Genomic DNA, 26,265 nt, shown 5'->3' with positions numbered 1-26,265 from the left:
CGGCTAGCCGAAGCGTTCCACGCGGAGTTGGGCCGGTGGGAACGGAGAGAAGGAGGTCGTGCCCACCGACCAGTAGCCGCCGTCCGTCCCTGGAATCCGGGTGATGGCCTCCGGCATGTAGGCGGTGGGTGTCTCCGGGCCGCGTTCGCTCACCCAGGCCGTGCCGTTCCAGCGCAGGTAGTGGGCGCGCTTCTGGTCCCAGAAGTCCCAGCCGGAGATCAGGTCGGGGCGGCCCAGGTCGTCGCCCGAGATGCCGCTCAGCAGGCCGACGCCGAACGGGGCACCCGGGCTGATCCACTCCGTGCCGTCCCAGTGCTCCAGCCTGATGCCGGGCGGCTTGCCGGGAGGCCCGCCGGGGCCGTACGCGTAGCCGGTCAGCCAGACGTCGTCGTGCGCGATCGGCAGCAGTCCCGTCACCGCCGCGCGCAGGCCGGGCAGGCGCGGCACGACCGTCCAGGCGCCGTCCCAGCGGGCGATGATGTCGCCGAACACCCACACGTCGCCGCCGCGTGCCACGGTGACTCCGTACGGCGTCGGGGCGGCCGGATCAGGCAGCGGCCTGCACCAGCGCCAGGTCCTGCCGTCGCCGCGCAGCAGTCCGGCGCGGTCGCCGTGCCGCCCCGACACCCAGAACCGGCCGTCGGGTCCGGCCGCGACGTCCGTCAGCCGGGTCCCGGCCTCACCCCGCCCTGGGAAGCCGGCCTCGCGCCAGGTGGTGCCGTCCCAGGTCAGGAGCTGGTCGTGGCCCGCGCTGTCGGTGCCGACGGCCCAGGCCGCGCCGCCCGCGGGGTCGACGGCGACGGCACGCAGGCCGCCCGTGTAGGTCAGGTGGGACACGTCGTCCAGTGACCAGGCGGTGCCGTTCCAGCTGAGGGAGATCGGGGTGCCCTCGTCCCTGCCGTACACGCTCTGGGCGCCCACGGCCCAGGCGAGACCGGGCCCTGCGGCGGCCACGGAGACGAGGGTGGCGGCGGGCTGTCCGGCGGGCGCGGCGACCTCCTGCCAGGTGCCGGTGGCGGTCGAGGGGCGGGCGGCGGCGGTTCCGGCCAGGGGCCCGGACAGGGCGGCCCCCGTGCCGGTCGCCGCCAGACCACAGGCAAGACCACGGACAAAGACGCGTCTTCGCATGAGAAGAGCCTTCCTCTGCTGGGAGGGGTTCACGGTGCGTGAGATTCGGGGCGCGCTGAGGTGTGCAACACCCTGAACCGGGTGCCGTGCGGCGTCAATGCACGCGGACGCGCCTTTTCCTCCTGGTCCGGGCCAACTACCGCTCAGTAGAACCGAGTTGAGGCGCGGATTCTTTGCCGAATCCTCATATGGCGGGCGTATGAACTGGGGGTAAATGTCGCTCTTTTGGCTGCCAAGGCGCCCAATTCAATTGTTGACACGGAGAGTTGGTCTAGTCCATTTTGGTGATCCGGCGTGGAGATCTGCCGCCGGAAGAACCGATCCTTGGAGCACCACATGCCAGCGAGCGACCGCTACCTCCATCGCGCCCCCTCCGACGTCCCGTACTTCAGCTCGGACGGTGAGACGTATCTGGCGCAGACCCAGTTGCGTGACCTCCACAAGACACGTCCCCTGCGCGTTCTCTCCGAGGAGGACTTCGCCTTCTGGCAGACGTACGGCTACGTCGTCGTGAAGCAGGCGATCCCCGCCGAGGCCGCGAAGGACCTCCTCGACTTCGCCTGGGAGTTCCAGGGCCTGGACCGCGGCCGCCCGGAGACCTGGTACGAGGAGCGCGAGTTCCGCTCGGACCTCGACCGTGAGCTGCACGTCTACGGCTTCGTCGAGGCCTATCACCACCAGCTGATCTGGGACAGCCGCCAGACCCGGCGGGTCTACGACGCGTTCGTCGACGTATGGGACTGCGAAGAGCTCTGGGTGACCCTGGACCGGCTCAACCTCAACCCGCCCAACGTCAAGAACCGCTCGCGCTCCCTGATCGCCCCCACCGAGCGCGGCTTCGACATCAACCTGCACTGGGACGTCGACACCACCCTCGGTGTGCTGCCCCAGCGCGTGCAGGGCATCATCGCCCTGGACGACACCCGTCAGGACCACGGCGGCTTCCAGTGCTGCCCCGAGCTGTTCCGGCAGTTCGACCGGTGGAAGGCCCTCCAGCCCGACGACCGCGACCCCATACGTCCCGCGATCGACCGCGACGACATGCCCGTCGTACGACCCGAGCTGGAAGCCGGCGACCTGCTGATCTGGAACGGGCTGCTGGCGCACGGCGTGGCCCCCAACACCTCGAAGGACGGTGTCCGGGCGGTCCAGTACCTCTCGATGATGCCCGCCCTGGAGACCCACGACGAGCTCCGCCGCTCCCGCGTCGACTCCTGGAGCAACCTCTCCACACCGGACTGGAACGCCACGCTCCTCGGCGACGCCCACAAGCACGAGTCGCTGCGGTACGGCACCGCCGCACTCAACGACCTGGGCGCCAAGCTGCTCGGCCTCAAGTCCTGGAACGGGGAAGCAGCATGCGCCGAATCTGCCTGACGCTCCCCACCAACCGGGCCTGCCCGCAGACCATCGCGGCGATCGGCGAGGAAGCGGCGTACGCGGCCGCGCACTTCGACGTCGAGGCGCACCTGCTGATCCTGGACTCCTCCGACCCGGCCACCTTCACCGAACACACCCGGGCCGTGCGCGCACTGCCGGACGTGCCGCGCGTCGTCGTGCACCACCTGGCCGAGCCGGCCCAGCGCGACTTCCTGCGCCGGGTGATCGGCGCGGCCGACGTCGCCAAGCCGGAGCTGGTCCTCGACCTGATGCTCCCCGACGGCCTCTCCTACGGCGCCTGCACCAACCGCGCCTTCCTCATCGCCGCCGCGCTGGGCTGCGAGTCCGTCCACCGCAGGGACTCCGACAGCCGCTACCAGACCGTCGACGGCGAGCCCGTCTTCCCCGTCCACCACGAGCTCATGTCGCTGGGCAGGCCCGCGAAGGAGGCGGCGCACGGCGTCACCGAGAGCGCTCTCGAACCCCGCCACGCGGACAAGCGGGTGGCCATGGTCGGCAGCTCCTTCGTGGGGGAACTCTCCGTCGACATCGGCGAGATCCACCGCCTCGACCCCGAGGCGTACTACGACGTGGTCAGCCTCTGGGCGCCCGACCACTGGACCGAGGCCGAGAAGCGGGATCTGGTCGACGACTCCTTCCGGGGCGCGGGCTCCGCCCCGTTCGAGCGCGATCACGCGCTGCTCACGCTGGTCGACCCGATGCGCGTCGACATGTGCAACATCAGCTTCCACGACGTGCACGAGCGCGTGCCGCTGCCGCCCGCCACCGACACCATCGGCAGCGACTACTTCCTCATCCACCTGGTCCACGACGCCGCGCTCCCCGGCGTCCTCCACAACCGCAACATCGTCAACTACTACACCGCGGAACGCAGGACCGACGCCGGCTTCCTCGCGTACCAGACACGCTTCGCCAAGTTCTTCCTGTCGATGCTCTACTTCAACCACATCTACGACCGGATGGCCGACGCGGGCGACGCGCTGCTCGACGAACGCGGACACGTCCGCGCCTCCGTCGTCGCGGAGTTCGCCCGGGAGAGCACCGGGCTCGACCAGGGCGGGAACGTCCGGCGGCTCGACCGCCTGGACACCGCCTACCGCGGACTCGGCGGCAGATACGCGGAGTTCGCCGACCACCTGGCCACGCGCCGCGAACGCCTGCTCGACGAGGCGCGCGGCGACATCGAGGACTTCGCCCTGCTGACCGAGGCATGGGAAGCCCTCGTGCGCGCGAGCAAGGCCGCGGGGCCGCTCCTGACGGCGGGGCACCCGGCGTGAGCGCGACGACGACGTACCCGACAACGACGTACCCGACGACGACATACCCGACCCGAGAGGCGTTCGGCGCGGTGCCCGGGTACGACAGCGGCCCGCTCCTCGACGCCCTCGCGGCCGCCGCCGAGGACCAGATCGTCTTCGACCTGCCCGGCATCGAGGAACGCTACGACACCCTGTGCCGCGAACTCCCGGGCATAGCCGTCCGCTTCGCGATGAAGGCCTGCCCGGTGGACGAGGTCATCGCCCGCCTGGCGCGGCGCGGCTCCGGAGTCGACGCGGCAGGACCCAAGGAGGTGGAGCAGGCGCTGGCGGCGGGCGTGCCGATCGGCCGGATGCACTACGGCAACACCGTCAAATCCGACCGGAACATCGCCGACGCGTTCCGGCTCGGCATCAGGGACTTCGCGACCGACAGCCTGGAGGACGTCCGGGCCATCGCCGAACACGCCCCGGGCAGCCGGGTGTTCTGCAGGCTCGCCACCACCGGCGAAGGCGCGCTCTGGGGGCTCAGCAACAAGTACGGCTGCTCGCCCGACGACGCCCTCACCATCCTCGGGGCCGCGCGCGACCTGGGGCTCACGCCCGCAGGTCTGTCCGTGCACGTCGGCTCGCAGCAGATGACGGCCGACGCCTGGCACGGCGCCTTCGACCGCATCGCCGACGTGCTCGCCGCCCTCGCCCGGCGCGGGATCGCCCTGGACCACGTCAACCTCGGCGGCGGGCTGCCCGCGCTCGGCTACCGCGACAAGCACGGCAGGCCCCTCGACCCGCCGCTTGACAAGATCTTCGCCGTTATCCGCGAGGGCATGGCACGCCTGGCGGCGCTGCCCGGCCACCGGCTCGGCTTCGTCATCGAACCGGGGCGCTACCTCACCGCCGACCACGGCGCCATCCGCGCGCACGTCTCCCGGCTCTCCGCGCGCCGCACGGCCGACGGGGAGCGCCAGTACTGGCTCTACCTGAGCTGCGGCAAGTTCAACGGCCTCTACGAAATGGACCAGTTGCAGTACCGCATGGTCTTTCCCACGCATCGCGACGCCGAGTCCGTCCCCGCCGTGATCGCGGGACCCACCTGCGACAGCGACGACGCCTACTCCCACGAGGACGGCCTCGTCCCGGTGCCCAGGGAGGTCGCCTCCGGCGACCCGGTCTGGGTGCTCTCCTGTGGCGCGTACGCCACCAGCTACATGACGCAGGGCTTCAACGGCTTCAGCCCGCTCCCGTACACCTGGATCGACGGCGAGGCCGCATGACCGACGAGATACGGGTACGCCGCATCGCCGACGACGACTGGGACGGAATCGTGGCGCTGGAGTCCCGCGCCTACGAACCCCTCGGCCTGTCGGAGGGCCGCGCCGCCCTGGAGTCCCGGATGCGGGCGTCGCCCGGCACGTGCTTCGCGCTGGACCTGGAACGGCGCCTGGCGGGCTACCTGCTGGCCCTGCCCTATCCGGAGTCCGCCTACCCCGAGCTGCGCGGGACCGAGCCGACGACGACGCTCCGCTCGCGGAACCTGCATCTGCACGACATCGTCGTCGCGGAGCACCTGCGCCACCGGGGGCTTGCGAGGCACCTCCTGCGGCACCTCACCGCGACGGCCCGCTCGCACGGGTACGAGCAGATCTCCCTGGTCGCCGTCGGCGGCAGCGAGACGTTCTGGGCGGGCCGCGGCTACACCGCCCGCCGAGAGGGCCCGCCCCCGGCCGGCTACGGCCCGACAGCTGTGTACATGTCCAAGGCGGTGCCGGCCGACGTGCCGGCACCGGAAGAAACAGAAATGTGGGCTGAGGCGGGTGCTCCGCGTGCGTGATCCTTTCCACCGAGGCCAGTTGGCGATCGCGGCGCTGTTCTGCTCGCTCGGCTTCCAGTACGCGACATGGGCGGCGCGCATCCCCGCCATCAAGACGGACCTCGACCTGACCGCGGCGGAGGTCGGCGTGCTCCTGATGGCCGCGGGCATCGGCGCGGCCGTGTCGTTCCCGATCGTGGCCGTCCTGATGCGGCGCCTCGGCTCGCGGCGCCTCGCGCTCCTGTCCGCGCTCTGCCTCGCCCTGCTGCTCCTCGCCCTGGCCGCCGCGCCCAACTACCCGGTCGCCCTGCTCGTCATGTGCGTCGACGGCGTCCTCGTCGGCTGCCTCAACGTCGCCATGAACGCCCAGGGCGCCGAGCTGGAGAACCGGTACGAGCGCAACGCCATGGCCCGGCTGCACGCGACGTTCAGCGGCGGTTCGCTGCTCGCCGCGCTGCTCGCCTCCGGCATGAACGCGGTGACCTCGACGGTCGCCGTGCACTTCGGGGCGGCCGCGCTGCTCCTGCTCCTGCTGGTGGCGCTGGCCCGGACCGGGCTCCTCTCGGACGACCGGTCGGCCGTCAAGGAGGAGGCGGAGGAGTCGAAGGGGGAGGCCAAGGAGGAGACCGGGAAGAAGAAGGGCAAGTGGACCGTACCGTCCCGTGTGACGCTGTGGATGTGCGTCGCCATGGCGTTCGGCACCGTGACCGAGGGCGCCATGAACGACTGGTCGGCCCTCTATCTGGAGGACGTGGCCGAGGCCTCCGCCGAACTGGCGCCGCTCGGCATCGCCGTCGTCTCCGGAATGATGGTCGTCGCCCGCCTCTTCGCCGACGGCTGGCGCAGCCGCTGGGGTGACGGCCGCATCGTCCTGACCGGCAGTGTGCTGGCCGGCGCGGGGCTCGCGCTCGCGCTGCTCAGCGGCGGCCTGGTGCCCGCCCTGCTGGGCTTCGCCTGTGTCGGCCTCGGCATCGCGGCCGTCACCCCGTGCGTCTATGTGGCCGCGGCGGGCCAGGGTTCGGACGCGCTGACGCTGGTCGCCGCGATGGGCACGACGGGTCTGCTTGCCGGACCGCCGCTCATCGGATTCATCGCGAACGCCAGCAGTCTCGTGTGGGGGTTCGCCGCCGTCGCCGCGTCCGCGCTGGTCGTGTCCGCGTGCAGTACCCGCATCCGCTGGCCCGTGACCAGCGGCTGACGGTTCGGTTCCATCTCGTACTTACTCGAGGGTAGGCGCACCCGACCCCCTTGTTATACATTCCGTCTAACAAGGGGGTCGCGGCCTGCCGTGCGACAAGGCGCCGCGCCCACTGCCCGGACGTCCGAGTCAAGGAGCCGCAGCATGGCAAGCAGCACTGTTCGGCCGAGCGCGCAGGACCACTCCCCGGAGGGCGATGTCGCCCGGCGGCTGCTGGACTCGGCCGCCGTGCTGGCGTACGACCCGGCCGTCGAGGTCGACTGGGAGACGCCGCTGGACCGGAACTGCCACGGCGCGAGCCCGGAGTGGAGCACGCTCTACGGCACCGCCTACTGGCGGGAGATGACCGAGGAGCAGCGCAAGGAGCTGACCCGGCAGGAGGCCGCGTCGGTGGCCAGCACGGGCATCTGGTTCGAGATGATCCTGCAGCAGATGGTGCTGCGCGACGTCTACGCCAAGGACCCGACGAGCACCGAGGTCCAGTGGGCGCTCACGGAGATCGCCGAGGAGTGCCGCCACTCCATCATGTTCGCCCGCGGCGCCGAGAAGCTCGGCGCCCCCGCCTACCGGCCGCGCCGCTGGGCCACCGAACTCGGCAGGGTCTTCAAGTCGGTCGCCTTCGGCGAGGCCGCGTACGCCGCGATCCTCGTCGCCGAGGAAGTCCTCGACGTCATGCAGCGCGACTGGATGCGGGACGAGCGGGTCGTGCCGTTCGTCCGCACCATCAACAACATCCATGTCGTCGAGGAGTCGCGGCACATGAAGTTCGCCCGCGACCAGACCCGCAAGCGGCTCGCGGGCGCGGGCCGGGCGCGCCGGGAGATCAACGCCCTGGTGGTGGCCATCGCGTCGTACGTCATCGTCACCAGCATGGTGAACCGCGAGGTGTACGCGAACGCCGGGCTCGACGCGGAGCGGGCGATCGCCGAGGCGAAGGCCAACGAACACCACAAGTCCATGATGCGGTCCAGCTGTTCGGGCCTCATGGAGTTCCTGGCCTCCTGCGGCCTGCTCACCAAGCCGGCCCTGGTGTTCTACAAGCGCGCCCACCTCATCTGAGCCGACCCGACCCACCTGAGCCGAGCGAGCCGACGAACATGACCTACGCGATCACCCAGACCTGCTGCAGCGACGCCACCTGCGTCGCCGTCTGCCCGGTCAACTGCATCCACCCCACGCCGGAGGAGCGGGCGTTCGGCAGCACCGAGATGCTGCACATCGACCCGAAGACGTGCATCGCCTGCGGCGCCTGCGCCGACGCGTGCCCCGTCGACGCGATCTTCCCGGTGGACAGCCTGCCCGCCGCACAGCGGGAGTACGCCGCGCTCAACGCGGCCTACTTCGAGGGCGACGGGGAGGGCGAGGGGCCCGAACCCGCTCCCGAAGGGCCCAACTTCCACACCTGGGGCGAGCCGTCCTTCCCGCGCGTCCTGCCCGCGGACTTCGCGCCGCTGAAGGTCGCCGTCGTCGGCACAGGCCCCGCCGGGATGTACGCGGTGCAGGATCTGCTGCTGCACACCAGCGCCGAGGTCACCCTGATCGACCGGCTGCCGGTGGCAGGCGGCCTCGTGCGCTACGGCGTGGCACCGGACCACCCCGCGACGAAGAAGGTCGGTGACACCTTCGCGCGCTTCCACGCGCACCCGAGGGTGCGGATGCACCTGGGCCTCGAAGTGGGCACCGACGTCACTCCGGAGGAGATCGCCGACCACCACGACGCGGTCATCTACGCCGTGGGCGCCTCGGCCGACCGGCGCCTCGCGATCCCCGGCGAGGAGCTGCCCGGCAGCGTCTCAGCGAGGGCGTTCGTCGCCTGGTACAACGCCCACCCGGACGCCGCGCCGGACGGCATGGACCTGTCGGCGGAACGCGTGATCGTCGTCGGCAACGGCAATGTGGCCCTGGACGTGGCGCGGATCCTGCTCGCCGACCCCGACACCCTCGCCCGCACCGACATCGCCGACCACGCCCTGCGCGCCCTGCGCGACAGCAAGGTGCGCGAAGTGGTCCTGCTCGCCCGGCGCGGCCCCGAGGACGCCGCGTACACCAGGTCCGAACTGCTCGCCCTCAAGCACCTGCCGGGCGTGGACCTGGTCGTCGACGACCACGACCCGCGCATCGCGCCCGCCGTCGACTCCGCGGGCGAGAAGGACAAGGCGGCGGTCCTGCGCGACGTCACGCGCGCACGGCAGGACTGGGAGCGGCCCCCGGCGCCCGGCCGCAGGATCGTGCTGCGCTTCCACTGCGCACCCGTCGAAGTGCTCGGCACGGACCGGGTCGACGCCGTGCGCGTCGCCGCCGAAGCGGGGGAGTACACGATACCGGCGGGCCTGCTGCTGCGGGCCATCGGCTACCGCGGCGTGCCCGTCGCCGGACTCCCCTTCGACGAGAGCGACGGCACGGTGCCCCACGAGGGCGGCCGGGTCGGCGGACGGCCGGGCACCTACGTCGTGGGGTGGATCAAACGCGGCCCCACCGGCGGCATCGGCGCCAACCGCACCTGCGCCGCCGAGACGGTCTCCACGCTCCTCGCCGACGCGGTCGCCGGCACCCTGCCCACCCCGCGGCACACCCCCAAGGCCTTCCACCGGCTGGCTCGCCGCCGCAACCGCCACGTGGTCGACGCGCGGGGTCTGGCCGCCATCGAACGGGCCGAGGTCACGCGCGGCCGCGGCGCGGGACGCCCGCGGGTCAAGCTGGCCACGGTCGCCGAACTCGTCGCCACGGCACGGTCGGCCCGCACGGGTCTGCTGCGCTGAGCGGTGCGCCGCTCAGTCCACCGCTGACGTCTCGTCGACCTCGTACGCCTCCAGGCCCGCGGTCGCGACGACGTCCGCGACGCACTCCGCGGAGCCGCCGACGTAGGTGCTCACCAGACCGACGTCCCCGCCCACGCACCAGGCCCGGTCCTCGGGCCACCACAGGTCGGGCAGGTCAGGCACGCCTTCGTGGGTGCCGGGCGCGGGGGAGTCGGCGTCGTCCAGGGGGCCGGAGAGCAGGATCTCCTCGCGGCCTGGCGTCTCGAAGGTGGGCACGCCATCCCATTCGACGTGCCCGTATCCGGCCCACAGCCCGTACCAGCAGCGGTCGGGGGTGCGGGTGTGCCGGGCCAGGACGGGGATCAGGGCGCGGGCCACGTCGGCGGGGGGCGGACCCTCGTGCGGGTGCTCGTCCCAGACGCCAGGGACGGCCGGGGTGTCGTCGTTGCGGTACATGAGACGGTCGTCGGCGCCGATCAGCTCGTGCCAGCGCGTCGCCGCGTCGACCGTCGCGCCGTACGCGGCGGCCGCCCGGTCCCACCGCACCGGCGCCGCGCCGAGCCGCGCCGGATGCAGTATCCGCGCGTACGCCTCGAAGCCGGGCGCGCACACCGCCGCGACCGTGCCGAACGCGGAGAAGTCGAGAGGGCGTCGCTCCAGCCAGCGGGCGGGTGCGAGGTCGTGCCGCTCGACGCGGAGACGGCCGTAGACGGTCGGGGGCGGAAGCCGGTCGGAGAACATGTCATCAGTGTCGCCTGTGGCCGACGACAGAGGCGGAACGGCGGAAGGCCCCGGTCTCCGTCACCGGAGGCCGGGGCCTTCACTCGCGAGCGCTGGGCAGGCCTTGCACCTGCATCTCCCCACAGGAAGTGGGGCGCCTTTCCTTGGACCACCAACGCCGGGCCCGGCACCGTCTGTTCGGCGGCGAGCACATGATCGACTGTACTCCATCGGCCGGGCCGGAGTGAAATCCGCCCGCGATGGCTGTCCTGATCGTCCCGTTCGCCCTACGATCGTCCGCATGCTGCTGCGCCGGAAGTTGCGGATGTTCATGGCCCTGGTCGTGGCGCTCGCCACCGCCCTCGTCTGGGCGGCGGCCGAAGGGAGCGCGTGGGCGGCACTGCCCGGCGAGGACAAGCCTTCGCACGGCCGGCAGCTGCTCTTCTACAACCACGCCTACGGAGTCGTGGACCGGGAGACCGCCGACGCCATCGAACACTCCGCCTATCTGCGGGAGTTCGCGAACTTCCAGGTCCGCACCACGACCGGCTCCGACGGACAGACCTGGACCGGCCGCTACCTCCTGGGCCGCGAGACCTACCTCGAAATGTTCGGGGTGGGTGACCTGCCCGGCAAGGACGGCGAGTTCGGCGCGACAGGCATGGCCGTCTCGGTCGAGCGCGCGGGCGACCTGGCGACGGCGCGGGAACGCGTGCGGGCGCAGGGGATCACCCCGGCCGACTTCCTGCAGACGCGTGACTTCGGGGACGGTGTCCCCGTGCCCTGGTTCGACGGGTTCTTCGTCATCGAGGCCGACCAGTACGACTCCTTCGGCACCTGGGCGATGGAGTACCGGCCTGAGTACTTCGCCGACCCGCGCAGCAAGACCGAGCCGCCCGGCCACCCGGGCGACGTCGGCCGCGAGCGCTATCTGAACGACGACTACCGCAAGCACCTCATGCGGGACGTGACATCCCTGCGCCTCGCGGCCAGCCCGCGCGACATCGCGAGCACGGTGCCGTTGCTGCGGGCCGGCGGGTTCGTCGTCCGTCCGTTGCCCGGTGGCGGCGCCGTCGCCCTGCGGGGCGGCACCACGATCCGGCTCGACGCGACGAGCCGCGCGGATGCGGGCCTGCGGGAGGTCCGCTTCTCACTCAACCGCCCTGCCGCACAGCGCCACGAGGAGCGGATCGGCCGGTCGACGCTCACGGTCGGGCCGGGTGCCGGAGCCGTGTGGACGTTCGATGGTGCACGGTAGCGGCGCCGCCTGATACCGCGTGAGTACGACGGCGGGCCGCTCGGCCTCAGGAGAGGCCCGGTTCCCGTACCGCGTCGAGCACTGCGCCGAGTTGCGCCGCGAGGGTGCCCGCTCGGGGCCGCAGTGAGCCGTCGAAGGCGGCCGAGCCGATCGTGAACGCGTCGGCCCCCGCCGCGGCGAGCTCCCGGATCCGGCCGGTGCCGGTGATGGAACCGGCGACGACAAGGCGCCCGGAGGTCGCGGCACGGGCGGCACGGACCAGGTCCAGGGGATCGGCTTCGGTGGCGCGGTACGCGAGCAGGTCGACGCCCGCGCAGCCCGCGGCCTCGGCCCGTCGGCAGTCGTCGGCGACACGGGCCGGGGTTCCGGCGAGCCGGGTGGGGTGGCCGAAGGGCGCACCGGCGAAGGGCAGGTAGGCGGTGGACGTGCCGCGCAGGAGGCCGAGGGTCTCCTCGATCCAGGTGCCGCCCATGAGGACGTCGACGCCGAGTTCGACGGCGGTCCGTGCCGAGGCGAGGGCCTGGTCCCGGTCGGTGCTGACGACTTCCAGGTAGGTGGTGGCCCCGAACGCCTTCAGTTTCGCGTGCAGTTGGGTGAGGGTGTCGCGGTCGACGCCGATGTCCTTGAACCCGATGTGGGTGATGCCGAGGTCCCCGACGGCGTCGGCGACGTCGAGGCAGTCGGTGACGGTGCGGTCGTCGCGGGTGAGCATGAAGATGAAGTCCACGGTGCTCCTGCGGTTTCGGAGATGGGATGGGACGGGTGATCAGCGCGTGGAGCGTGAGAGCCGGTCGGCGTGGTGCAGCGCGGTGAGCAGACTGGTGTGGTCGGCCCGGCCGCGGCCGGCGATGTCGAAGGCCGTGCCGTGGTCCACGCTGGTGCGGACGAACGGCAGACCGAGCGTGATGTTCACGCCGTGTTCGAGCCCGAGGTATTTGACCGGGATGAGGCCCTGGTCGTGGTACTGCGCGACTACCGCGTCGAACTCCCCTGCGCGGGCCCGCATGAAAACGGTGTCGGCGGGCCACGGGCCGCTCGCCCGGATGCCCTCGCGCCGGGCGGCCCGGACCGCCGGGGCGATGATGTCCGTGTCCTCGTGGCCGAACAGCCCGTTCTCGCCCGCGTGCGGATTGAGGCCCGCGACCGCGATGCGCGGAGCGGCCGGACCGCTCCCCTCCAGCGCGCGGTGGGTGAGCCGGATGACGCCGAGTTCGCGTGCGGTGTCGATCGCGTCGATCGCGGTGCGCAGGGGCTCGTGCACGGTCACCAGGACCACCCGCAGCTCCTGGTTGGCCATCATCATCGCGTAGTCGGTGGTGCCGGACAGGTCGGCGAGGATCTCGGTGTGCCCGGGGTGGGGCACCCCGCCCAGGCGCAGCGCCTCCTTGTTGATCGGAGCGGTCACCAGGGCGCGTACGTGACCGTCCATGGCGAGCAGTGCCCCGCGGCGCACGTACGCGAAGGACGCGGCGCCCGCGCGTGCGTCGAGCGCGCCCCACGGCAGGTCGTCGGGAAGGTCGCTCTCGGCGAGCACGTCCACCGTGCCGGGCGCGTACTCGGCCTGCGCGACCGAGGCGACCGGGCGGACCGCGAGCCCCGTGCCGGCGAACCGGTCGGCCCGGGTGAGCACGCCCGGGTCGCCGATGACGACGACGGGCACGGTGCGCCGGGGGTCGGCGCACGCCTTCAGGGTGATCTCGGGGCCGATGCCGCAGGGGTCACCCATGCTGAGGGCGAGCGGGATCATGCGGAGGTCTCCTCGGTCATGGGGTGTCGGACGAGGTGGCACAGGCGCACGAGCAGGTCGTCGTCGCCGAAGCCGCCCGCCTTGATGAGTACGGGCAGAGACGGTCCGCCGAACGGGGTGCCGCGGGCGACGCCGGGTTCGGGCTCGTCGGTCAGGTCGAGCCCGGTGACGCCGAGAGCTTCGAGTACGGTCACCGCGGTCTCGCCGCCGGTGAGGACGAGGGCGTCCACCAGGCCCTGTTCGGTGAGGGTGCGGACGGTCGCGGCCAGCGAGCGGGCCAGGGCCCGCGCCGCCACCGGGGTGTGCCGGACGTCGGGCGTCTGCAGGGTGAGGACGGGGGCCGTCAGATTCCGCAGGGCGTCCGCCGCGGTGGCCGCGTCACCGCTCACGGTGATGCCCCGCACCTCTTCCCGGCCGCGCAGCACCGCCAACTGCCGCCGCGTCGCGGGGCTGACGCTGCCGACGACGACGAGCGGGCGCCGTGCGGGAGGGTGTGGTGGTGCGGTGTGTGCGCCGCCGGTGGTCGCGCACCGTCGGGCCAGCGCTGCCGCGAGGCCGGGCGAGCCGACCCACAGCACGTCGTCGAGGCGTGGCACCGCCGCCACGATCCGGTCCAGGTCACTGTCCTGCCGGGCGGAACAGACGATCAGCCGGCCCTCACCGATCAGCCCGGGCAGCGTGGCCGCTTCGTCCGCCCCGACCGACGCCGCCCCGACCGGAACCGCCTCGGGAAAGAGCGTCGTCAGGTCCGCGCACCGCACCGGGTGCACCGGGCCGCGGGCGTACGCGCTCTCGTGGACCGGCACACCCCGCACGTACTGCACGCCGTCCACCGTCACCCTGCCCTCCGCGGGAAAGGCGGGCGCGATCACCACGGCCCGTCGCCGCGACCCCTCCCACGCGGCCCTGACCTCCGCCCCGACATGCCCGCGCAGGGTGGAATCCACCGTCTTGAAGAGGAGTTGAGAGTCGGCGCACAGGTGTGCCGCCCGCCGGGTGCGCGCGGCCGCGGCCGCCTCGTCCAGGAGCCGGCTCCCGAGATCGATCGCGGTCACGCCGGGGTCCGTGACAGGCGCCGGGGGAGCGGTGAACAGAATCCGTGCGGCATGGCCGACGCGGCGGAAGGGCGCCGCACCGTCCCCGGCACTGGTGAGGTCGTCCGCCAGGACGGTGACGCCTGGCCCGGATCCTTCGAGCGATGTCATGCCATGCCCCTCCGTCGGTCGGCTCGCTGTGACGGAATCAATGGTCGTGCAGCCGGAAAGGCCAGGACAAACGATTCCTTGTCACGGGACCCGTGAGTAAAGTTCACGCATGCGCTGGCCGGACCTCCCGCCCCCGAACACCCTGCTGCCCTTCGAGGCCACTGTCCGGCACGCGAGCATGACCGCGGCCGCACAGGAACTGCACGTGACGCACGGCGCGGTGAGCCGGCAGATCCAGAACCTGGAGCGGGCCCTCGGCGTCTCCCTCTTCGAACGCGGGACGCGCGCCCTGCGCCCGACCCCGCAGGCGCGCCAACTGGCCGCCGTCGTCAGGGACGCGCTCGACCAGATCGACGCCACCGCCCGGCAGATCTCACGGCGCGCCCCGGCCGGACCGCTCACCCTCTCGTGCGAGCCGACGCTCCTGATGCGCTGGCTCATCCCGCGCCTGCCCGACCTGACGGCGAGCGCGCCGGATGTCACCGTCCATCTGTCCGCAGGCGGCGGCCCGGTCCACTTCGAGCGGGACGGCATCGACCTCGCGATCCGCCGCGACGACTTCCCGTTCCCCGACGACGTGCGCCGCACCCGTCTGTTCGGCGAGCGGATCGGCCCGGTGTGCCGGCCCGACCTCGCGGCCCGCCTCGCCGACGGCACCGGCATGCCGGCGGACACGGTTCTCCTGCACGCCGCCACGCGGCCGGGTGCCTGGGACGACTGGCGGCGCCTCACCGGCAGGACGGCCACCGAGCCCACGCAGCAGACGCAGACACTGGAGCACTTCTATCTGACCGTCCAGGCCGCCGTGGCCGGTGTCGGCGTCGCCATCGCGCCGTACGCCGTCGTCCGCGACGACCTGGAGCGGGGTCAACTCGCCGCCCCCTTCGGCTTCGTGGCCGACGGGACCGGCTACCACCTGCTCAGCCGCCGGCCGCCCGAGCAGGACCGGCGCGTACACCTGCTGACGTCATGGCTGCGCGCCCGGACGGCAGGCCTGGAACCCGACCGGCCGGGACAGCCGGTACCCGGTCAGCCGAGATAGTTCGTACGCCCTTCGTCGTCGAGCTCGAAGGGGCCGTCGGGGATGATGCAGAACTCATTGCCCTCGGGGTCGGCCATCACCAGGAAGCCGCCGTCGGCGTACTCCTCCAGCCTGCGTCCGCCGAGCGCCTCGACCCGCCGCTGCTCGGCGGCCGGGTCGGGCGAGGCGAGGTCGAAGTGCAGACGGTTCTTGCCCTGCTTGGGGTCGTCGCTGCGCTGGATCCCCACGCCCAGGCCGTTCTCCCTGCGCAGCCATACGTACGGTCCCGTGCGGCCCACGACCGGCCTGTCCAGCAGCTCGGACCAGAACGCGGCGAGCCGCTCGGGGTCGGCGGCGTCGATGATGAGGGCGTTGATCTGCACCAGGTGATCCTCTCGAAGCGTGGTCGTCGGCCGTCCACCACACACACTCGCAGATCGCGCAGGCCGTGCCCTAGCTCTCCGAGCCCTCCGCCAACGACGCGATCTCCGCGAGGGACAGCCGCAGCTCGTCGTGGAGGAAGCGCACGACCGTCCAGTGCGGCAGGGCGTCCTCGTCGTACGGGCCGAACGCGGCGGTGTAGAGGGGGATCCACCGCAGCGCCTCCTCGGCGGCCGTCTCGCGGCCCGGCGCCTGCTGGTAGGCGTCGTAGGACACGCTCCTGTGGTGGATGAAGTGGCCGCCGGGCAGGCGCTGCTCGCACAGCTCCCGGTACTCGCGGGTCTGCAGGATGAGGTAGTGCCAGATCTCGTCGATGTCCTGCTCGACGGGGAGGAAGAGGCCGCCGAGCCGGTCGGGGTGGCGGGAGACCAGATAGAGATAGCGGAGGCATTCGCGGACCTGGTGCCTGATGTACGAGGCGGCAGGGGCGTCGGGCTTCGCCGCGAAGTGCCGGACCACCTCGTCGTGCAGGTCGGTGCCGAGAAGCTCCTCGGCGGTGGGCGCGGGCGCGTTCGGCGCGGGTGCGTGCATGGGGGTTTCCTGTCGGTTCGGCGCTAGGGCGTGGTCAGCCAGGCGTACTTGCCGGAACGCCCGATCGGTACGTGGGTGACGTGCTCCACACGGCAGGCGCGGCCCGTCAACTCAGTTACGGACGAGCCGAGTTCGGCCTCCTCTGCGGAGGAGAGCGGCTTCTCGTCGAAGGTGGTGCACCGCAGCACACACCGGTCCTCGCCCGTCAGGTGCAGCTGGTGCAGGAAGATCCGGGGTGAGGCGGCGGCGACCCGCGCGTCGAGGTCGGCCTGCGCGACCGGGCCGCCGGGCGTCGGCAGCAGTTCCTTCTCGCGGCCGCAGAAGGAGACGATCCGCTCCGGGTCCGTGCTTCCGTCGCGGGTGCGGACACAGTCGCCCGACCGGTAGCGGACCAGCGGCATGTACGGATTGCGGACGCTGGTGACGATGAGGCTGTGGATTTCGCTGCCCGGCTCCACCGGGATCAGCTCCACGCTCATGTCGTGCAGATAGGGGCGGTAGCGGCCGTCCTCGGCGCTGTAGAAGAGGTAGCCCAGTTCCGTGCTGCCGAAGAGGTCGACGATCGGGCAGTCGAAGTGGTCGCGCAGATACGCGCGGACGTTCAGCGGCGTGTACTCGTAGGCGTGGACGATGCCGGCGGGCCGCGGGAACCGGTCCCACAGGCCCCACTCGTCGACCTTCCTGACCAGATGCGCCAGGTGGTAGCCGGAGCAGTCCAGGAGGTACGAACCCCGCGGGTGCGCGGCGCTCACCTCGCGGATCTCGGCGAGCATGCGGTCGACCTCGGCACGGTCCCAGCCGGCCGGATCCATACGGCGGTTGAGGTACAACGTCCGGTCGTCGAGCCAGCGTTCACCCGGGGTGGCCCCCGGCTTGCGGGCGTTGACGCGCGCCACGTGCTCGGTGGCGAGGACGGTGGTCAGCGAGATCCGCCGGGCGTCCTCGTGCCAGAGGGGGCCGAGGTCGGGGTGTTCGCTCCACAGCCGGTAGTAGGAGCGGAGCAGGAAGTACGGCGGCCGGATGAGCTGCATGCGGGCGTGGTTGGTGCCGGTGGACAGCACGAACTCTGCCTCGCCGGCCTCCAGGGCGCGTTCGAGGCCGGGGGTCATCCAGTTGGCGGGGAAGTCCCGGGCGATCTCCGGCTTCTCCAGGATCGGGAAGTCGCCGCGCTCGACGGACGCGCGGTACAGGGGGATGTCCCGGACCTTGTCCAGGACGTCGGCGCTCGGCAGGCGATTCAAGGGGGCTCCGGGGGTGCGGGGGGTGGGGAGTGAAGGGCGGGGCGGGGGCCGCTGCGGCCCCCGCCCCGCCGGGTCACTGCGTCAGGAGATACAGCCGGTCTTGCCGGTGGCGCTGATGCAGCCGCTCTTCGGCGTCGCGCTGATGCAGCCCTCCTTCGCACCCTGGGTGGAGTTGGCGGCGACCCACTTCCGCCACACGGACTCCTCCGTCATGCGCTTGATGAGCTGTTCCACGGTGAAACCTCCATGGTTGACCGGCACGCTGTGCCGAGGGGTGGGACACCGGGTGGCGGGCATGCGGCGCTCGCCACCCGGAGCAGGGGAAATTCGGTGAGCGGCAGGTGGAGTGATGGGGCGTCAGGCCCCGGCTCCGGCCACCGGACGTGTCTTCATCCGGACGGCTTCCGTACCGCTGTCGTTGTGCCGCAGCGCCCAGTTCTCCAGCGTCGTGCGGCAGGCGTGATCCAGGTGCTTGACGCCCGTCAGGTCCAGCTCGATGGGCCGGTCCTGCGGCATGGCCTCCAGCGTCTCCAGGATGCGGGGGAGCCGCAGGAACGTGGCGTTCCCGGTCAGGGTCACCACCATCCGCCCATCGGTCAACTCCCGGACGTCCAGGTGGATGTGGGAGGTCTCCCAGGCGGACTTGACCACGGCGAGCACCAGGCCGAGCACCACGCCCTCGAACATGTTGGTCACCACGATGGCGATCGCCGTGACGGAGAGGACGACGGCCTCGCCGCGGTGGGCGCGGGCGAGCGGGACGATCTCCTTGAAGGGGATCAGCTTGCAGCCCGCGTGCACCAGGACACCGGCGAGCGCCGCCAGCGGGATGATGCCGAGCGCGGCCGGCAGCAGCACCGCGAACAGCAGGAGCCACACGCCGTGCAGGATTCGCGAGAGCGGGGTGCGGGCGCCCGCCTGGACGTTGGCGGAGCTGCGGACGATGACCGCGGTCATCGGCAGGGCGCCGAGCACACCGCACACCGTGTTGCCGACGCCCTGGGCGACGAGCTCCTTGTCGTACTGCGTGCGCGGCCCGTCGTGCATGCGGTCCACGGCCGCCGCGCTGAACAGCGACTCGGCGGACGCGATCAGGGTGAACGCGAGGACGGTGCCGAGCACGGCCACCGTGCCCAGGTCCGCCAGGTCGCCGAGGCCGGGCGGCTGGATGGCGTCGACCATGCCGCGCACCGACACGTTGGCCACGTCGAGGCCGAAGCCGACGGTGACGGCGGTGGCGAGGGCGACGGCGGCCAGCGGGGCGGGCACGACGCGGGCCGCGGCGGGGAGCTTCGGCCACAGGACGAGGATGGCGATGGTGCCGATGCCGAGGGCGGCGGCGGTCAGCGCCGTGGTGTCCTGCACGGTGTCGGCGAGCAGCCCCGGCACTCCGGTGATCTTGTCGATGCCGGAGCGTGGCTGCTCGGCCCCCGCCATGGTGTACAGCTGGCCGAAGATCAGCACGAGGCCGATGCCCGCCAGCATGCCCTGGACGACGGAGACGGATATCGCGCGGAACCATCGGCCGCAGCGGAGCAGGCCGAGGGCTATCTGGAGCGCTCCGGTGAGGAGCACGATGGCGCCGAGCATGCTGAGCCCGAACTCGCGCACGGCTTCGAAGACCAGCACGGTCAGTCCGGCGGCGGGTCCGCTCACCTGCAGGGCGCTGCCCGGCAGACAGCCGACGACGATCCCGCCGACGATGCCGGTGACGAGGCCGAGTTCGGCCGGAACACCGGAGGCGACCGCCACGCCGACGCACAGCGGCAGGGCGACCAGGAAGACGACGAGTGAGGCGAGGATGTCCCGACGCAGCACGCCCGGTTCGCGCAGGGCGCTGAAGGGCGAGCGGAGGGGGGAGGAAGGAGAGGGAAGCGAGGACATGAGGGTGGGGGTCCTGTCGTGTGGGTGGGCCGGTCAGGGGGGAGCGGCGGCACTCACAGGGGACTGAACGACGGCCGGCCGGTGTCCGACGGCCGGTGGGCGGTGACGGTGCCCGTGTGGACTTCGTAGTACCAGGCGTGCAGCGTGAGTGAGCCGTCGGCGACGCGCTCCTGTACGCAGGGGTACGCCCGCAGCCGCTCCACCTGCGCGAGCACGTGGGTCTGCACGGCTTCCGCCACGTCCGCCGAGGTGGGGGTGAGGGAGCGCAGGGCGTCGTCGGGGGCGACGGAGTGCTCCAGCCAGTCGCGCACCGCCGGCACGGCCGACAGGTCCTCGCCGCGCACCAGCGCGCCCACCGCGCCGCAGTGGGAGTGTCCGCAGACGACGATGTCGCGGACGCCGAGGACGCACACCGCGTACTCGATCGTGGCCGCCTCGCTCATGGGGCCGCTCTCGGGGTGCGTGCCGCGGGTGGGGTAGGGCGGGACGATGTTGCCCGCCGTACGGAGTTCGAAGAGTTCGCCCGGGCGCGCTCCGGTGATCAGGGACGGTACGACGCGTGAGTCGGAGCACGTGACGAACAGGGCTTCCGGTGACTGCCCGGCGCCGAGGGCCTGGAAGGCCGCCGCGTTCCGGGGGTCGGCCACGTGCGTCGTGGCGAACGAACGGGCGTTGGCTATCAGTGACTTCAAGGTGGCCTGCCTCCTGCGTCGCTTCGGCGGTGCCGGGACGCGGTGTGGTCGGGTCGATGGTGACAGAGGGGCGGCACGGCCCGCCGTGACGGCGGGCGCCTGTCGCCCCGGCCAGCCTGTACGGCTGTCGTGTCCTCCACTTTGCCATCGCATTACGGTGAGATGACAGAGCAAAATCCTGCCAAAGGTTGAGTAATAAGCGCCCCTCAACTGGGAATTGATCCAGTAATCAACCGTTGGGTAAAGATCGTCGTGGAGGTTGTGTGCCGTATGTGAAGCGATTCCGTTCGTCCGGCGTTGCAGTCGCACCGCCTCGAAGGGCCGCTGTTGGGCACGCGAAGGGGAGTTGGACAAGGCATGCCGGAAACCTCGTTCCAGGGTCAGGTCGTCGACACCGGACCGGCTCCGTACGTGTTCCTCGTCGTCGGCATCCCGGGCTCCGGGAAGAGTTCGGTGTCGGACGGCCTGGCCCGGCGGTTCCCCCTCGGCGCGCACATCGAGGGTGACCACCTCCAGGACCTCATCGTCTCGGGCGGCCGCCTGCCCAAGCCGGAGGAAGACGTGGAGGCGGACCGTCAACTGCTCCTGCGCGCACGCAACGCTGCGGTCCTGGCGCGCAGCTTCCACGCGGCCGGTGTCGTGCCCGTCATCGACGACGTCGTCGTCCGGCGCGCGCACCTGGAGTTCTACCGGGACCACCTGAAGGGGCTGCCGCTGCGGCTGATCGTGCTCGCGCCCTCGGTGGAGGTCGTGTCCCGGCGGCTCACCGCACGGGACAAGGTCCTCGCGGACGACTGGTCCTTCCTGGACCGGGCGATGCGGAGCGAACTCGCGGGCGAGGGCGAGTGGTTCGACAGCTCCGAGATGTCCCTGGACGAGACGGTCGACGCCATCCGTTCCGGTCCGCCCTCGACGCGTACGGCCCGCGTCAGCGGACGGTGACCTGCACGACGTTGGAGACGGCGCCCCCGCCGACGATGCGGATCTTGTTGAGGCCCTTGATGCCGAGCTTGACCCGCAGGTTGTAGGCCCCGGCCTTGTTCGTGTTCATCCGGATCGGCAGCGACACCCAGCGCTTCTTCTGCAGCTGTTGCAGCGTCACCTGCGTCCCCGGCCGCATCCCGGTGCTCGAGCCGTGGACCCGGAACTGCTGCCACGCCTTGATCGATCTGACCGTGGCCTTCGCCGTCAGGGTCTTCTTGGGGGCGGCCGCGTGTCGGCCGTGAGCGGGGGCCGCGGGGTCGTCGACGGCCAGTGCCGCGGTCACCGGGGTGGCGCAGAGCAGCAGGCCGGCGGAGAGGGCGACGGTACGGGACAGGGCGGGACGCATGAGCACTCCAGGGTGGGTTCGGTGTACGACCCGCCCACCGTAGGAAGAAAAAGGGCTTTTCTACTGAAATGACATGCGGAGAAACGGGTGGCGCGCGAGAGTCCGCCGGGCAGGGGTGTAGCCGCATCCGCCGTGGGCAGGCGCCTGGTGCAGGGGTGACATCCTGCGGGGGCCGCTGAAAGGTCAGTGGGCGGCCCCGCCTCCGAGCTGAGCGGCCGCGGCCTTCGTGGGACAGGGCCGCGGCCGCTCACATGCTCCGCTCGGCTCAGCGCGCGGCCCACGCGAGTACGCCGCCGAGGACGAACAGCAGGCACATGGCGGTGTTGGTCCGCTTGTAGGCGACGAGGACGGCGGCGAACTCGCGGATCGTCGCGTTGGGCCAGAAGTACGCCGCCGTGGTCGAGCCGACGACCTGGCCCCTGACGCCGATCCGCCGAGCGGTGAGCGCGGCCCTGAACGCGTGGTAGTTGTTCGTCACGACGACGCACCGGTAGTCCGGATCGGACTTCTCCATGATAGCCTTGCTGAACCGCAGGTTCTCCTCCGTCGTCGTCGACCGGTCCTCGCGCTCGATCAGATCGGCGGGGAAGCCGCGCTCCGTCAGGAAGTCGGCCATCGCGTGGGACTCCGGCAGGTCCTCGTCCGGTCCCTGCCCTCCCGACGTGATGAGCACGGGCGCGCCGCCGCGCCTGCTGAGCAGCGCGTGCACCTCCTGCGCCCGCATGAGCCGGCTCGCCAGCAGCGGCGGCACCGTGGACCCGCCGATGAGCCCGGATCCCAGCACGACCACGAAGTCGGCCTTGCGGCGGATGCGCAGCCGGCCGTACAGGAACGCGTACACGACGAAACTCAGGAACAGGAACGAGATGTAGCAGGCGAGGCCCAGTGCCGTCACGCCCACTCCGATCATCACCGGCGTCCGCAGCACGGCGGCCGTGACCACCAGGGCCACGACGGCGACGATGCACAGAGCACCCATCAGGGAGAGCAGGTTGGTCGGGCTCCTGCCCTCCTTGCGCACCATCCGCAGGCCGTTGAGGAAGAGCAGCCACACGAGCACCAGGATGCCCACGCCGCCGAGAACGAGCAGCGAGACGGCCACGACCAGCCCCGATGTGGAGCCGGACGAGACCAGTTCGTACATCCAGGCCGCAAGGCCGCAGAGCGCGGCGAGCCCCAGCAGCACCGCGTTGCCGAACCGGCGGCGCTCACGCACCATGCGCCAGCAGAAGACGAGGAAGAGCAGCGCCGCCGGGGCGTAGATCAGGGTTCGCGCAGTCACGGTCGGCTCAGCGGATCACGTCGAAGACGTTCTTCTGCAGGCCGTTGGCGTACGCCTCGTGCTCGACGAGCTTCAGCCTCTGCGTGTCCTTGTCCGCGTCGCTGAACAGGCGCTTGCCCGCGCCGAGCAGCAGCGGGAAGACGAGCAGGTGGTACCGGTCGATCAGACCGGCGTCCGAGAGACCGCGGTTGAGGGCGGCACTGCCGTGGACGATGATCGGGCCGCCCTCCGTCTCCTTCAGCGCGGCGACCTCGTCGAGCGAGCGCAGGATCGTGGTCTCGCCCCAGTTCGTCACGAGGTCGCTCTCGCCGAGCGTGGTGGAGACGACGTACTTGGGCATCGGCTTGTAGTCGGCGAAGTCCGCCATGTCCGGCCAGACCGGGCTGAACGCCTGGTAGCTGACCCGGCCCAGCAGTATCGCGGTCGCCTCCTGCTGCTCCCGGCCCTTGATCTCGAACGCCTCCGGGACGAACTCGATGTCCTTGAACGTCCACCCCGAGTTCCGGTAACCGGGCTCGCCGCCAGGCGCCTCCACGACGCCGTCGAGCGAGACGAAGGCGGTGCTGATGAGCGTGCGCATCTGAGTTCTCCTGAAGGTCTGGGTCGTTGATTATCACTGATGACCGTGGGACGCGGAGAAACTCATCGATCATCGCCCGCTCTGTCGGGCGCGCCCGATCAGCGGCGGCCGCGCAGCCGGGAGAGGAGCGAACGGGCCTGGGCGCGCTTGCGCGGGTCGGCGGCAGCCCGGCGCACGGAACTGACGGTCCGTCGGCCCTGCGGGGTGCGGCTGTACGCCCTGATGCGTGCGAGCAGTCCGGCCATGAGGTCCTCCTGGGCTCTCACCGCCGTGGCGGTGGGAGGTCGTCGGGTTGTCGTGGGATTCCTGTTCCCCGTACCCCGAGCGGATCCTCGAAACCGTGTCTGAGTGTGTGCGTTGCGGGCAGCCGGAAGGCATGGCTGTTCTCAGGAAATGCGCACGCCCGATGCTCGCCTCCGTTTTCGTCACGGGCGGGCTGCACACACTCAGGGACCCCCAGCGCGCGGCCCCCGCCGCCGAGCCCGTCGCGGCTCCGCTGAGCTCCCGGATCCCCTGGCTCCCGGACGATCCGGAGCGCCTCGTCCGCATCAACGGCGCCGTGCAGCTGGGCGCCGGTCTGATGCTGGCCACCGGACGGCTGCCGCGCGTCGCCGCCCTCGCGCTGGCGGGCACCCTCGTGCCGACCACCCTGGCCGGGCACGCCTGGTGGAAGGAGAAGGACCCCGAGCAACGGGCCGCCCAGCGGACACAGTTCACCAAGAACGTCTCGCTGCTCGGCGGGCTGCTGCTCGCGGCGGCCGACACCCACGGCAAGCCGTCGGTCGCGTACCGCACCCGGAGCGCGGCGGTCAGCGGCCGACGGGCGGCCCGCCGCACCCGGCGCGACGCCACGCACACGCTGAGCGGCGTGGCGGGAAACGCTGCGGGCGCCGTCCGCTCGGCGTCCGCGAGCGCCCAGCAGGCCGTCACGCGGCACTTGTGAGCGCCGGGGGTGCCGGGGGTTCCGGGGGTGATTCACCCCCCAACTCCTGGGCACCCGGGGGCTTATGACGATACGTGACGAGTCAGGCGGCGGGTCCGGCATGGGGGAGATGGAGCGCGGCACCGCGCAGCGTCTCGAGGCGCGCCACAGGATGTGGACGCTGGCGTGGAGCGCCCTGTGCGTTCTGTTCGCCGTGTGGTCGCTTGCCTGGGGCGTCGGCGCGGCGACGGGTGCGTCCAACGCGTGGGCGTACAGCTTCGCCGGACTCGTGCTGCTGGCGTGCGCGCTGTGGGCGCGCCGCTCGGCCGTCCGCAACAGCCCGCCGCGTCATCTGTGACGGCTGGCCGGGGCACCTGTCGCGGACGGCCGGGCACCTGTGACGGACGGCCGCGTCGCTCCCAGGTGTGTAACGGGCATACGCGGATACGCTCCACATATGAGACATCATGATCTCCTTGTCCTCGGCGCGGGCACCGGCAACGCGCTGATCGACGACCGCTTCTCGCACCTGGACGTGGCACTCGTCGCGGAGGGCCCCTTCGGCGGCACCTGCCTGAACGTGGGCTGCATCCCCAGCAAGATGCTCGCCGTGACGGCGGAGGTGGCCGACACCGTCCGCGAGGCCGAACGGCACAACGTACGGGCGAAACCCGACGGGGTCGCCTGGGCGGGCGTCCAGGAACGCGTCTTCGGGCGGCTCGACGCCGTCGCGCGCGAAGGCGAGGAAGGCCGTCGCGCGTCGGACTTCGTGACCGTGTACCGCGGGCGCGCCCGGTTCACCGGGGAGCGCGAGCTCCTGGTGGAGACGGCGGACGGGACCGAACGGGTCGGCGCGGACCGGATCGTCGTCGTCGCGGGCGGCCGCCCCGCGGTCCCGCCGGTGGTCGCGGAGTCCGGGCTGCCCTACGAGACGTCCGACACCGTGATGCGGCTCGACGAGGTGCCCGAGCGCATGGTGGTGCTCGGCGGCGGGTACATCGCCGCCGAACTGGCGCACGTCTTCCACGCCGCGGGCACCGCGGTCGCCGTCGTCGAGCAGCAGGACCGGCTGCTCTCCGAGCAGGACGAGTCGATCGCGGCGGCCTTCACCGACATCGTGCGCGACAGCTACGACCTGCGTCTCGGCCGGGAACTGGTGCGTGTGGAGGGGAGCCCGGGCGAGCTGCGGCTGACGCTCGACGACGGCTCGGTCCTCGAAGCGGACACGTTGCTCGTCGCTGCGGGCCGCAAGCCGAACAGCGACCGGCTCGACCTGAACCGGGCCGGCATCGCCTGCGACGACAAGGGCCTGATCGAGGTCGACGCGCAGCTGCGCACCAGCGCCGCCGGGGTCTGGGCGCTCGGCGACATCGCCGCGGGGCCGCCCTTGAAGCACGTGGCCAACCGCGAGGGCGAGGTGGTGGCCCACAATCTGCTGCACCCCGACGAGCCGCGCACGATGTCGTACGACGTCGTGCCCGCAGCCGTGTTCGCCCGCCCGGAGATCGCCCAGGTGGGGCTCACCGAGCAGGAGGCCCGGGAGCAGGGCCTGGACTACACGGTCGGTTCGTGCCGGTACGAGGACGTGGCGTACGGCTGGGCGCTGGAGGACGGGCAGGGCTTCTGCAAGGTGCTGGCCGACCGGGATTCGGGCCGCCTGCTCGGCGCGCACGTGCTCGGACCGCAGGCCGCCACCCTCATCCAGCCGCTCGTCCTCGCCATGACCTTCGGGCTGCCGGCCAGGGACGTCGCCGCCCGTCCGCTGTGGATCCACCCGGCCCTCACCGAGGTCGTCGAGAACGCGCTCCTGGATCTGGCACCGGACAACCGGCGCCGCTCACCGGCCATGTGACGCGGCG

28 protein-coding genes are annotated in these 26,265 nt (G+C 71.7%); 13 read left to right on the top strand and 15 right to left on the bottom strand.

From position 1 onward, the window contains the following. Nucleotides 1–3: 3 nt before the first annotated feature. Nucleotides 4–1,128: an NHL repeat-containing protein gene (locus ACZ56E_RS13795; protein ID WP_471213985.1), complete on the bottom strand. Its 1,125-nt coding sequence runs from the start codon at nucleotides 1,126–1,128 to the stop codon at nucleotides 4–6. A 336-nt stretch (nucleotides 1,129–1,464) separates the two neighbouring features. Between ACZ56E_RS13795 and ACZ56E_RS13790 the strand changes: the two genes are divergently transcribed. From ACZ56E_RS13790 to ACZ56E_RS13760, 7 genes are all read left to right on the top strand, one after another. Then, nucleotides 1,465–2,505 carry a phytanoyl-CoA dioxygenase family protein gene (locus ACZ56E_RS13790; RefSeq protein WP_471213983.1) on the top strand — a complete coding sequence of 347 codons (1,041 nt, stop codon included), beginning with the start codon at nucleotides 1,465–1,467 and terminating at the stop codon, nucleotides 2,503–2,505. Beyond that, on the top strand, nucleotides 2,487–3,806 hold the full coding sequence (locus ACZ56E_RS13785) for a DUF6271 family protein (RefSeq protein WP_471213982.1): 1,320 nt from the start codon (nucleotides 2,487–2,489) through the stop codon (nucleotides 3,804–3,806). Before ACZ56E_RS13790 ends, ACZ56E_RS13785 begins: the two co-directional genes overlap by 19 nt. 71 nt (nucleotides 3,807–3,877) lie before the next feature. Continuing rightward, the gene (locus ACZ56E_RS13780) at nucleotides 3,878–5,059 is read left to right on the top strand and encodes a type III PLP-dependent enzyme (protein ID WP_471214100.1); all 1,182 of its coding nucleotides are present in this window, start codon (nucleotides 3,878–3,880) and stop codon (nucleotides 5,057–5,059) included. Continuing rightward, complete coding sequence (locus ACZ56E_RS13775) at nucleotides 5,056–5,616, top strand: GNAT family N-acetyltransferase (RefSeq protein WP_471213979.1); 561 nt, start codon at nucleotides 5,056–5,058, stop codon at nucleotides 5,614–5,616. The genes ACZ56E_RS13780 and ACZ56E_RS13775 overlap by 4 nt, the downstream gene beginning before the upstream one ends. Continuing rightward, nucleotides 5,600–6,793 (top strand): MFS transporter, encoded by a 1,194-nt coding sequence (locus ACZ56E_RS13770; RefSeq protein ID WP_471213976.1) that lies wholly within the window; start codon nucleotides 5,600–5,602, stop codon nucleotides 6,791–6,793. Before ACZ56E_RS13775 ends, ACZ56E_RS13770 begins: the two co-directional genes overlap by 17 nt. A 144-nt stretch (nucleotides 6,794–6,937) precedes the next feature. Continuing rightward, nucleotides 6,938–7,852 carry an AurF N-oxygenase family protein gene (locus ACZ56E_RS13765; RefSeq protein WP_471213972.1) on the top strand — a complete coding sequence of 305 codons (915 nt, stop codon included), beginning with the start codon at nucleotides 6,938–6,940 and terminating at the stop codon, nucleotides 7,850–7,852. 38 nt (nucleotides 7,853–7,890) lie between these two features. Further along, nucleotides 7,891–9,552, top strand: coding sequence for an FAD-dependent oxidoreductase (locus ACZ56E_RS13760; protein ID WP_471213970.1), 1,662 nt, complete (start codon nucleotides 7,891–7,893; stop codon nucleotides 9,550–9,552). Between the two features lie 12 nt (nucleotides 9,553–9,564). On the opposite strand, the gene ACZ56E_RS13755 is transcribed toward ACZ56E_RS13760, so the two are convergent. Then, nucleotides 9,565–10,293: a hypothetical protein gene (locus tag ACZ56E_RS13755; RefSeq protein ID WP_471213968.1), complete on the bottom strand. Its 729-nt coding sequence runs from the start codon at nucleotides 10,291–10,293 to the stop codon at nucleotides 9,565–9,567. A gap of 304 nt (nucleotides 10,294–10,597) precedes the next feature. On the opposite strand from ACZ56E_RS13755, the gene ACZ56E_RS13750 reads away from it, so the two are divergent. Further along, nucleotides 10,598–11,530 carry a DUF5829 family protein gene (locus tag ACZ56E_RS13750; protein WP_471214099.1) on the top strand — a complete coding sequence of 311 codons (933 nt, stop codon included), beginning with the start codon at nucleotides 10,598–10,600 and terminating at the stop codon, nucleotides 11,528–11,530. A 46-nt stretch (nucleotides 11,531–11,576) separates the two neighbouring features. Here ACZ56E_RS13750 and ACZ56E_RS13745 read toward each other — a convergent pair whose 3' ends face one another. The 3 genes from ACZ56E_RS13745 to ACZ56E_RS13735 are packed head-to-tail and all read right to left on the bottom strand — an operon-like array spanning nucleotide 11,577 to nucleotide 14,482. Beyond that, nucleotides 11,577–12,257, bottom strand: coding sequence for a HisA/HisF-related TIM barrel protein (locus ACZ56E_RS13745; RefSeq protein WP_471213966.1), 681 nt, complete (start codon nucleotides 12,255–12,257; stop codon nucleotides 11,577–11,579). A 39-nt stretch (nucleotides 12,258–12,296) separates the two neighbouring features. After that, the gene (gene pdxA, locus ACZ56E_RS13740; protein ID WP_471213964.1) at nucleotides 12,297–13,277 is read right to left on the bottom strand and encodes a 4-hydroxythreonine-4-phosphate dehydrogenase PdxA; all 981 of its coding nucleotides are present in this window, start codon (nucleotides 13,275–13,277) and stop codon (nucleotides 12,297–12,299) included. After that, nucleotides 13,274–14,482 (bottom strand): four-carbon acid sugar kinase family protein, encoded by a 1,209-nt coding sequence (locus tag ACZ56E_RS13735; RefSeq protein WP_471213963.1) that lies wholly within the window; start codon nucleotides 14,480–14,482, stop codon nucleotides 13,274–13,276. The genes pdxA and ACZ56E_RS13735 overlap by 4 nt, the downstream gene beginning before the upstream one ends. A gap of 109 nt (nucleotides 14,483–14,591) precedes the next feature. On the opposite strand from ACZ56E_RS13735, the gene ACZ56E_RS13730 reads away from it, so the two are divergent. Beyond that, nucleotides 14,592–15,524, top strand: a complete 933-nt coding sequence (locus tag ACZ56E_RS13730) for a LysR family transcriptional regulator (RefSeq protein ID WP_471213961.1) — start codon at nucleotides 14,592–14,594, stop codon at nucleotides 15,522–15,524. Here the strand turns inward: ACZ56E_RS13730 and ACZ56E_RS13725 are convergent. From ACZ56E_RS13725 to ACZ56E_RS13700, 6 genes are all read right to left on the bottom strand, one after another. Then, nucleotides 15,512–15,886: a VOC family protein gene (locus ACZ56E_RS13725; RefSeq protein WP_471213959.1), complete on the bottom strand. Its 375-nt coding sequence runs from the start codon at nucleotides 15,884–15,886 to the stop codon at nucleotides 15,512–15,514. The genes ACZ56E_RS13730 and ACZ56E_RS13725 overlap by 13 nt on opposite strands. A gap of 70 nt (nucleotides 15,887–15,956) precedes the next feature. Then, on the bottom strand, nucleotides 15,957–16,475 hold the full coding sequence (locus ACZ56E_RS13720) for a glycine-rich domain-containing protein (RefSeq protein WP_468605402.1): 519 nt from the start codon (nucleotides 16,473–16,475) through the stop codon (nucleotides 15,957–15,959). A 23-nt stretch (nucleotides 16,476–16,498) separates the two neighbouring features. After that, nucleotides 16,499–17,716 (bottom strand): phenylacetate--CoA ligase family protein, encoded by a 1,218-nt coding sequence (locus ACZ56E_RS13715; RefSeq protein ID WP_471213957.1) that lies wholly within the window; start codon nucleotides 17,714–17,716, stop codon nucleotides 16,499–16,501. Nucleotides 17,717–17,797: 81 nt separating this feature from the next. Then, nucleotides 17,798–17,950 (bottom strand): hypothetical protein, encoded by a 153-nt coding sequence (locus tag ACZ56E_RS13710; RefSeq protein WP_468605398.1) that lies wholly within the window; start codon nucleotides 17,948–17,950, stop codon nucleotides 17,798–17,800. 123 nt (nucleotides 17,951–18,073) lie between these two features. Beyond that, entirely contained in the window at nucleotides 18,074–19,600 is a 1,527-nt protein-coding gene (locus ACZ56E_RS13705) for a SulP family inorganic anion transporter (protein WP_468605396.1), read from the bottom strand. Between the two features lie 53 nt (nucleotides 19,601–19,653). Beyond that, complete coding sequence (locus tag ACZ56E_RS13700) at nucleotides 19,654–20,292, bottom strand: carbonic anhydrase (protein ID WP_471213955.1); 639 nt, start codon at nucleotides 20,290–20,292, stop codon at nucleotides 19,654–19,656. Between the two features lie 357 nt (nucleotides 20,293–20,649). Between ACZ56E_RS13700 and ACZ56E_RS13695 the strand changes: the two genes are divergently transcribed. Next, the gene (locus ACZ56E_RS13695) at nucleotides 20,650–21,234 is read left to right on the top strand and encodes an AAA family ATPase (protein WP_471213954.1); all 585 of its coding nucleotides are present in this window, start codon (nucleotides 20,650–20,652) and stop codon (nucleotides 21,232–21,234) included. Here the strand turns inward: ACZ56E_RS13695 and ACZ56E_RS13690 are convergent. The 4 genes from ACZ56E_RS13690 to ACZ56E_RS13675 all read right to left on the bottom strand — a co-directional run bounded on the left by ACZ56E_RS13690 (nucleotide 21,221) and on the right by ACZ56E_RS13675 (nucleotide 23,729). Next, complete coding sequence (locus ACZ56E_RS13690) at nucleotides 21,221–21,622, bottom strand: hypothetical protein (RefSeq protein WP_468605344.1); 402 nt, start codon at nucleotides 21,620–21,622, stop codon at nucleotides 21,221–21,223. The genes ACZ56E_RS13695 and ACZ56E_RS13690 overlap by 14 nt on opposite strands. A gap of 265 nt (nucleotides 21,623–21,887) precedes the next feature. After that, a complete protein-coding gene (locus ACZ56E_RS13685) occupies nucleotides 21,888–22,841 on the bottom strand; it encodes a YdcF family protein (protein WP_471214097.1) in 954 nt (317 codons plus the stop codon). Nucleotides 22,842–22,911: 70 nt separating this feature from the next. Beyond that, entirely contained in the window at nucleotides 22,912–23,484 is a 573-nt protein-coding gene (locus tag ACZ56E_RS13680; RefSeq protein ID WP_471213952.1) for a dihydrofolate reductase family protein, read from the bottom strand. A 98-nt stretch (nucleotides 23,485–23,582) separates the two neighbouring features. Next, the gene (locus ACZ56E_RS13675) at nucleotides 23,583–23,729 is read right to left on the bottom strand and encodes a hypothetical protein (RefSeq protein WP_362989886.1); all 147 of its coding nucleotides are present in this window, start codon (nucleotides 23,727–23,729) and stop codon (nucleotides 23,583–23,585) included. 131 nt (nucleotides 23,730–23,860) lie between these two features. Here ACZ56E_RS13675 and ACZ56E_RS13670 point away from each other — a divergent pair, with 131 nt between their 5' ends. The 3 genes from ACZ56E_RS13670 to ACZ56E_RS13660 all read left to right on the top strand — a co-directional run bounded on the left by ACZ56E_RS13670 (nucleotide 23,861) and on the right by ACZ56E_RS13660 (nucleotide 26,258). Further along, nucleotides 23,861–24,427: a DoxX family protein gene (locus tag ACZ56E_RS13670; protein WP_471213950.1), complete on the top strand. Its 567-nt coding sequence runs from the start codon at nucleotides 23,861–23,863 to the stop codon at nucleotides 24,425–24,427. 64 nt (nucleotides 24,428–24,491) lie between these two features. After that, nucleotides 24,492–24,764: a hypothetical protein gene (locus ACZ56E_RS13665; RefSeq protein ID WP_471213948.1), complete on the top strand. Its 273-nt coding sequence runs from the start codon at nucleotides 24,492–24,494 to the stop codon at nucleotides 24,762–24,764. Nucleotides 24,765–24,863: 99 nt separating this feature from the next. Continuing rightward, the gene (locus ACZ56E_RS13660; protein ID WP_471213946.1) at nucleotides 24,864–26,258 is read left to right on the top strand and encodes a mycothione reductase; all 1,395 of its coding nucleotides are present in this window, start codon (nucleotides 24,864–24,866) and stop codon (nucleotides 26,256–26,258) included. The last annotated feature ends 7 nt before the right edge of the window (nucleotides 26,259–26,265 follow it).

The sequence above is a fragment of the Streptomyces sp. NPDC039480 genome (assembly GCF_055597165.1).
This window is presented reverse-complemented; position numbering and strand designations above follow the sequence as displayed.

Bases quoted from the DNA above. Each gene is read 5' to 3' on its own strand.
- ACZ56E_RS13695 (WP_471213954.1), top strand. From the start codon at position 20,650: ATGCCGGAAACCTCGTTCCAGGGTCAGGTCGTCGACACCGGACCGGCT.
- ACZ56E_RS13785 (WP_471213982.1), top strand. From the start codon at position 2,487: ATGCGCCGAATCTGCCTGACGCTCCCCACCAACCGGGCCTGCCCGCAG.
- ACZ56E_RS13680 (WP_471213952.1), bottom strand. From the start codon at position 23,484: ATGCGCACGCTCATCAGCACCGCCTTCGTCTCGCTCGACGGCGTCGTG.
- ACZ56E_RS13735 (WP_471213963.1), bottom strand. From the start codon at position 14,482: ATGACATCGCTCGAAGGATCCGGGCCAGGCGTCACCGTCCTGGCGGAC.
- ACZ56E_RS13720 (WP_468605402.1), bottom strand. From the start codon at position 16,475: ATGCACGCACCCGCGCCGAACGCGCCCGCGCCCACCGCCGAGGAGCTT.
- ACZ56E_RS13670 (WP_471213950.1), top strand. From the start codon at position 23,861: ATGGCTGTTCTCAGGAAATGCGCACGCCCGATGCTCGCCTCCGTTTTC.
- ACZ56E_RS13730 (WP_471213961.1), top strand. From the start codon at position 14,592: ATGCGCTGGCCGGACCTCCCGCCCCCGAACACCCTGCTGCCCTTCGAG.
- ACZ56E_RS13755 (WP_471213968.1), bottom strand. From the start codon at position 10,293: ATGTTCTCCGACCGGCTTCCGCCCCCGACCGTCTACGGCCGTCTCCGC.
- ACZ56E_RS13795 (WP_471213985.1), bottom strand. From the start codon at position 1,128: ATGCGAAGACGCGTCTTTGTCCGTGGTCTTGCCTGTGGTCTGGCGGCG.
- ACZ56E_RS13750 (WP_471214099.1), top strand. From the start codon at position 10,598: ATGTTCATGGCCCTGGTCGTGGCGCTCGCCACCGCCCTCGTCTGGGCG.
- ACZ56E_RS13675 (WP_362989886.1), bottom strand. From the start codon at position 23,729: ATGGCCGGACTGCTCGCACGCATCAGGGCGTACAGCCGCACCCCGCAG.
- ACZ56E_RS13690 (WP_468605344.1), bottom strand. From the start codon at position 21,622: ATGCGTCCCGCCCTGTCCCGTACCGTCGCCCTCTCCGCCGGCCTGCTG.
- ACZ56E_RS13660 (WP_471213946.1), top strand. From the start codon at position 24,864: ATGAGACATCATGATCTCCTTGTCCTCGGCGCGGGCACCGGCAACGCG.
- pdxA (WP_471213964.1), bottom strand. From the start codon at position 13,277: ATGATCCCGCTCGCCCTCAGCATGGGTGACCCCTGCGGCATCGGCCCC.
- ACZ56E_RS13705 (WP_468605396.1), bottom strand. From the start codon at position 19,600: ATGTCCTCGCTTCCCTCTCCTTCCTCCCCCCTCCGCTCGCCCTTCAGC.
- ACZ56E_RS13685 (WP_471214097.1), bottom strand. From the start codon at position 22,841: ATGGTGCGTGAGCGCCGCCGGTTCGGCAACGCGGTGCTGCTGGGGCTC.
- ACZ56E_RS13765 (WP_471213972.1), top strand. From the start codon at position 6,938: ATGGCAAGCAGCACTGTTCGGCCGAGCGCGCAGGACCACTCCCCGGAG.
- ACZ56E_RS13790 (WP_471213983.1), top strand. From the start codon at position 1,465: ATGCCAGCGAGCGACCGCTACCTCCATCGCGCCCCCTCCGACGTCCCG.
- ACZ56E_RS13775 (WP_471213979.1), top strand. From the start codon at position 5,056: ATGACCGACGAGATACGGGTACGCCGCATCGCCGACGACGACTGGGAC.
- ACZ56E_RS13760 (WP_471213970.1), top strand. From the start codon at position 7,891: ATGACCTACGCGATCACCCAGACCTGCTGCAGCGACGCCACCTGCGTC.
- ACZ56E_RS13665 (WP_471213948.1), top strand. From the start codon at position 24,492: ATGACGATACGTGACGAGTCAGGCGGCGGGTCCGGCATGGGGGAGATG.